The following is a 6,187-nucleotide window of genomic DNA, read 5'->3' as shown; positions in this document are numbered from 1 at the left end:
CACCGATGCCTGAGAAGTTATTAACTTTGGCTGAAGCTCGGTGGTAATCAGGTAACTTTATGACGATTAACGAAGCCATAAGGATAATTAACACTTCCGAATCTTCAAGACCTTTCAATCTGTACTTGTAATCCTATAATTTAGGAGCAGCAACAACGGCTTAGATTCCTAAAGTAACAATCACAACCACCAATTCGATTAATGTAAAACCTTTATTTTTCATTTCAATAATCATTACTATTCACAATTATAACCGCACACCTAAATATGACAGATAGCCTCCACAAAAAAAGCCCCTGCTCTCGGTACAGAACAGGGGCTTTAGATAGTGACGGTAAACTTACGTTCACCAATAATAAATAACATCCTGTATATCTATTACTTTGTCCCTTGGTATTAGGCTGGAGACCTATAGAGACGGGAACCAGTAAGCATAAGATAATAACCACATGTTATCGCTATGGTGATTTAGCCATAACACACGGTTAGCGTTTTATTCCAACTGATTTAACGACGCATCTGTTTCTGGGTCAATTCAACCGCACGTAATTGTGCCATTGCTTTCGCCAAATCCATTTCCGCCATTGCGAAGTTAACATCATCAGCATGCTTGTTGATGTTTTCTTCGGCGGCGCGACGAGCTTCATCAGCGCGGGCTTGATCGATGTCCTTCCCATGCATTGCCGTATCGGCAAGTACAGTTACTACGTTGGGCTGAACTTCAACTATACCGCCAGAAATATAAAGGATTTCTTCGGGATCCTTCAGATTTGTGACAAAGCTTGCTACACCAGGTTTTAGTCGGCTCAATAAAGGCGAGTGACCAGGGCGAATACCCAACTCACCATCGGAGCCTGAAACTGCCAGCGCGTGAGCTGGACCAGAGAACAACGGTCCTTCAGCACTTACGATATTAAGCTGGAACGTGTTCTCGGTAACGCCAATAGCCATAATGCCTCCTCAAGCCTTATAAAGTTTTCGCTTTTTCAAGTACATTTTCAATGCCACCACAGTACAAGAATGCTTGTTCTGGAATGTCATCATACTCGCCGCTTAATAAGCCTTTAAAGCCTGCGATAGTCTCTTTAAGAGAAACGAAAATACCTTTTTGACCGGTAAATACTTCCGCTACGTGGTAAGGCTGCGTTAAGAAACGTTCAATCTTACGTGCACGCGATACGGTTTGCTTATCTTCTTCAGATAGCTCATCCATACCAAGGATAGCGATAATATCTTTTAATTCTTTATAACGCTGAAGTACTGTCTGCACACCACGAGCAACATCATAGTGCTCCTGACCAACAACCAATGGATCAAGCTGACGTGAAGTTGAATCCAATGGGTCAATCGCAGGGTATAGGCCCAATGCAGCGATATTACGAGACAGTACAACGGTTGCATCTAAGTGAGCAAAGGTTGTTGCTGGTGATGGGTCAGTCAAGTCATCGGCTGGTACATATACCGCTTGAATAGAGGTGATAGAACCTGTTTTAGTTGAGGTAATACGCTCTTGTAGTACACCCATTTCTTCAGCCAATGTTGGTTGGTAACCTACCGCTGATGGCATACGGCCTAACAATGCAGATACTTCCGTTCCCGCAAGTGTGTAACGGTAGATGTTATCGATAAATAAAAGAACATCACGGCCTTCATCACGGAAACTTTCTGCGATAGTTAAACCAGTTAGCGCTACACGTAGACGGTTACCTGGGGGCTCATTCATCTGACCGTAAACCATGGCAACTTTATCAAGCACTCCGGCTTCTTTCATCTCGAAGTAGAAGTCATTACCTTCACGAGTACGTTCGCCGACACCGGTAAATACTGATAGACCTGAGTGTGCTTTGGCGATGTTATTGATAAGCTCCATCATGTTAACGGTCTTACCTACACCCGCACCACCAAACAAGCCCACTTTACCGCCCTTCGCAAACGGACAAATAAGGTCAATTACCTTAACGCCAGTTTCTAGTAATTCAGAGCTGTTTGATTGATCTTCATATGAAGGTGCAGCACGGTGAATAGCATATTTTTTCTTTTCACCGATTTCACCACACTCATCGATTGGGGTACCCAATACGTTCATGATACGGCCGAGGGTCTCTTCACCTACTGGTACAGAAATTGGCGCATTAGTATTAACCACTTCTAAACCACGACGAAGACCGTCTGATGAACCCATTGCAATACAACGAACAACACCGCTACCAATTTGCTGCTGCACTTCTAATACTAATGCTGCATGCTCACTATCACTTAAGGTAAGCGCATCATATACTCGAGGCACGCTATCTTGATCAAATTCAACGTCAACGACAGCGCCGATGACTTTGACAATCTTACCAATACTCATTTGATGTCCTTAAAATTCTGTTTAAACGGCTTGTGCCCCAGCTACGATTTCACTTAGCTCTTGGGTGATTGCTGCTTGACGGGCTTTGTTATATACAAGCTGAAGATCATTAATCAGCTCACCCGCATTATCTGTTGCAGCTTTCATTGCAACCATTCGTGCTGCTTGTTCACAAGCGATACTCTCAACGGTGCCTTGGTAGACTTGTGATTCGATATAACGAAGCATCAATTCATTGAGGATCGGTTTAGGATCAGGTTCATAGATATAATCCCAGCGACTTGCTTTATTCACATCTTCAGATGCTGTCTCTTCAAGTTCCGGGTTAGGCAACAGTTGGGTTACCTTTGGCATTTGCACCATAGTATTTACAAACTCGTTGTAAACCAGGAACAAGCGGTCAATTTTGCCTTCGTCGAAAAACTCCAACATGGCATTAACCGGGCCTAAAATATCTTCTAATTTTGGCTCATCACCAATACCTGATGTTTGTGCAATTACGTTGCCGAAGCGATGAAAAAACGAAATTGCTTTTGAACCGATCAAGGTGGTATCTACATCAACCCCTTGATCTCGCCATTGGCGCATATCGGCCATGGCTTTCTTGAACAAATTAATGTTCAAACCACCACATAATCCTCGGTCTGAGGAAATGATGATGTAAGCGACTCGTTTTACTTCACGCTCTTCAAGATAGGGATGCTTATATTCCAACGAACCGGAAGTTAAGTGTCCGATCACCTTACGCATATTCTCTGCGTAAGGGCGGGTAGCTTCCATGTTATGTTGAACTTTACGCATCTTACTTGCGGCAACCATTTGCATTGCACTAGTGATCTTTTGCGTATTTTGTACGCTAGCGATTTTAGTGCGGATCTCTTTTGCATTTGCCATGGTTAGCTCCTATCTACATTCATACTGCGTCGTTTGGACGGAAAGTATTCTCGTTACTTAGTACGACTGCGTATCAACGAATGTTTTTAGAAGCTGATGCAGACTTGCTTCGATATCATCGTTGTAATTACCTGATTCATTAATTGAAGCAAGTAATTCTGCATGTTGACTCTTAGCAAATGCCATTAATGCTTCTTCAAATGCACCAATTTGAGATAACTCAACACTGTTCAAATAACCTTTTTCAGCAGCAAAAATAGCAAGTGCTTGCTCCGCTACAGACATTGGTGAATACTGCTTTTGCTTCATTAGCTCTGTTACTTTCTCACCATGATCAAGCTGCTTACGGGTTGCGTCATCTAGATCCGATGAGAACTGCGCAAATGCGGCTAATTCACGGTACTGCGCGAGTGCAGTACGAATACCGCCTGATAATTTCTTGATGATCTTAGTCTGGGCTGCACCACCAACACGTGATACTGAAATACCAGGATCTACCGCTGGACGTAAGCCTGCATTAAACAGATTAGTCTGAAGGAAAATCTGACCGTCAGTAATTGAAATTACGTTAGTGGGTACGAATGCTGATACGTCACCTGCTTGAGTTTCGATGATCGGTAACGCAGTTAATGAGCCCGTTTTACCTGTTACTTCACCATGAGTGAAACGCTCAACATAGTTAGCATTTACACGTGATGCACGCTCTAGTAGACGTGAGTGAAGGTAGAACACATCACCAGGGAAGGCTTCACGACCCGGTGGACGCTTAAGCAATAGTGAAATTTGGCGGTAAGCTACTGCTTGTTTTGACAAATCATCATAGACAATTAGTGCATCTTCACCGCGATCGCGGAAATATTCACCCATAGTACAACCAGCATACGGTGCTAGGTACTGTAGTGCTGCAGCTTCTGAAGCAGAAGCAACCACGATGATAGTATTTTGTAGGGCGCCATTTTCTTCTAATTTACGCACTACGTTGGCAATGGTTGATGCTTTCTGACCAATCGCGACATACACCGAGTAAATACCAGAATCTTTCTGGTTGATAATGGCATCAATCGCCATCGCTGTTTTACCCGTTTGACGGTCACCGATGATTAGCTCACGCTGACCTCGACCAATGGGAACCATTGCATCAACTGCTTTGTAACCTGTTTGGATAGGCTGATCAACCGACTTACGGTCAATAACACCTGGAGCAATGATTTCTACCGGTGCGAAACCGTCATTATCAATAGCACCTTTACCATCAATAGGTTGGCCAAGGGTATTAACCACACGCCCTAATAAACCTTTACCTACAGGAACTTCAAGAATACGACCAGTACCTGTTACTTTCATGCCTTCTGCAAGATCAGCATAAGGGCCCATCACTACCGCACCTACAGAGTGACGCTCTAAGTTAAGTGCTAACGCATAACGGTTGCCAGGAAGTTCAATCATCTCACCTTGCATAACATCAGCAAGACCATTGATATTAATAATACCGTCGCTTACAGAGACGATAGTTCCTTCGTTACGCGCTTGACTTGTCACGTTGAAGGTTGCGATTCGTTGTCTAATTAAATCGCTAATTTCGTTCGAGTTTAGTTGCATATCTATTACCTATTACGCCTGAAGGCTCGTTGCGAGTCGGTTGATAGAGCTTTTAAGCGTACCGTCAATTACCAGTTCTCCAGCGTTGATCAGTATGCCGCCTATTAGCGTTTCATCGATGTGGCAATCAAGCTCAACACTACGATTTAATTTTTTCTGCAGCGCCTGTACTAAATTGGCTTGTTGTTGAATGCTTAATGGCTCAGTTGTGGTGACATGCGCAGTAACCATGCGTTCATAATCATCTTTAAGCTCACGAAACAATTCAACAACCTGAACGATCACATTTAGACGTCCATTCTCAGCCATTACTTTGATCAGATTCTGGCCATGTTCATCCAGTAGACCTTCACAAACGCCCAAGAACATGTCAGTAAACGCTGCTGAATCGTTAGCACCAAACTGTTCACTGTCTTCAATCTGTTGAGTAATGATTGGTTGACTAGCAACCGTTGCTGCGATGGTCAACATTTGCTCCCATTGTTCCAATGCCTGATTAGCAACTGCATAATCAAATGCAGCTTTGGCATAGGGCTGAGCAATGGTTAGTGGATCTGACATAATGTGCTCTCCGCTTACATATCCGTGATAAGTTTATTGACGAGATCGCGGTTAGCATCAGTATCCAAATTGCGATTGATCAGTTTCTCTGCTGTTTCAATGACCATATCGGACATTTCAGCACGTAGTTCCTGACGAATGCGATTACGTTCGCTTTCTAACTCTGCTTGACCTTGCGCTACAAGACGGGCTTTCTCTTTCTCGCCTTCTGCATGGGCATCTTCGATAATTTGTGCTCGACGCTTATTACCTTGCTCAACTAACTCACTCGCACTTTTCTTCGCATCTTCAAGAACTTTGGCACCATTCGCTTTTGCGATATCAAGTTCTTTCGCTGCGTTTTCAGTATGAATAAGCCCATCTGCAATATCACGCTGGCGTTGTTCTATTAGCGCGGTAAGCGGCGGCCAGACATATTTCATACATAACCAAACAAAAATCACGAAGGAGATTGCTTGACCAAGCATGGTTGCATTTAAATTCATACCATCCTCACTATTTAAATAACGTTATGATAAATAACGGTAGTTTTAGCTATTAAGCCACAGCAAAGATGATGTAAAGACCAATACCAACACCAATCATAGGAACCGCATCGACAAGACCCATCATGATAAAGAACTGCGTACGTAACATCGGCATAAGATCAGGTTGACGTGCAACACCTTCAAGATATTTACCTGCTAAGTTACCAATACCAGCCGCCGCACCAGCAGCGCCCAAACCAATCAGTAGTGCACCAGCAACATAAAGAACTGCACTTACAATATCCATGAATGA

Annotated in this window: 8 protein-coding genes; all 8 read right to left on the bottom strand. The window is 43.4% G+C overall.

The genetic code is table 11. From position 1 onward, the window contains the following. Nucleotides 1-160 precede the first annotated feature (160 nt). Complete coding sequence (locus tag Q0V26_RS14855; RefSeq protein WP_297483165.1) at nucleotides 161-223, bottom strand: prepilin-type N-terminal cleavage/methylation domain-containing protein; 63 nt, start codon at nucleotides 221-223, stop codon at nucleotides 161-163. A 284-nt stretch (nucleotides 224-507) separates the two neighbouring features. Continuing rightward, entirely contained in the window at nucleotides 508-951 is a 444-nt protein-coding gene (locus tag Q0V26_RS14850; protein ID WP_080155454.1) for a F0F1 ATP synthase subunit epsilon, read from the bottom strand. Nucleotides 952-967: 16 nt separating this feature from the next. Further along, nucleotides 968-2,353, bottom strand: a complete 1,386-nt coding sequence (gene atpD, locus Q0V26_RS14845; protein WP_080155453.1) for a F0F1 ATP synthase subunit beta — start codon at nucleotides 2,351-2,353, stop codon at nucleotides 968-970. A 21-nt stretch (nucleotides 2,354-2,374) separates the two neighbouring features. Beyond that, complete coding sequence (atpG, locus tag Q0V26_RS14840) at nucleotides 2,375-3,247, bottom strand: F0F1 ATP synthase subunit gamma (RefSeq protein ID WP_297483157.1); 873 nt, start codon at nucleotides 3,245-3,247, stop codon at nucleotides 2,375-2,377. A 57-nt stretch (nucleotides 3,248-3,304) separates the two neighbouring features. Next, complete coding sequence (gene atpA / locus Q0V26_RS14835) at nucleotides 3,305-4,846, bottom strand: F0F1 ATP synthase subunit alpha (protein WP_297483154.1); 1,542 nt, start codon at nucleotides 4,844-4,846, stop codon at nucleotides 3,305-3,307. Nucleotides 4,847-4,858: 12 nt separating this feature from the next. Beyond that, complete coding sequence (locus Q0V26_RS14830; protein ID WP_297483151.1) at nucleotides 4,859-5,407, bottom strand: F0F1 ATP synthase subunit delta; 549 nt, start codon at nucleotides 5,405-5,407, stop codon at nucleotides 4,859-4,861. 14 nt (nucleotides 5,408-5,421) lie between these two features. Next, on the bottom strand, nucleotides 5,422-5,892 hold the full coding sequence (gene atpF, locus Q0V26_RS14825; RefSeq protein ID WP_080155449.1) for a F0F1 ATP synthase subunit B: 471 nt from the start codon (nucleotides 5,890-5,892) through the stop codon (nucleotides 5,422-5,424). A 52-nt stretch (nucleotides 5,893-5,944) separates the two neighbouring features. After that, nucleotides 5,945-6,181, bottom strand: a complete 237-nt coding sequence (gene atpE / locus Q0V26_RS14820) for a F0F1 ATP synthase subunit C (protein WP_036791577.1) — start codon at nucleotides 6,179-6,181, stop codon at nucleotides 5,945-5,947. Between the last annotated feature and the right edge of the window lie 6 nt (nucleotides 6,182-6,187).

The organism is uncultured Photobacterium sp. (genome assembly GCF_947039875.1).
Classification (GTDB): domain Bacteria; phylum Pseudomonadota; class Gammaproteobacteria; order Enterobacterales; family Vibrionaceae; genus Photobacterium.
This window is presented reverse-complemented; position numbering and strand designations above follow the sequence as displayed.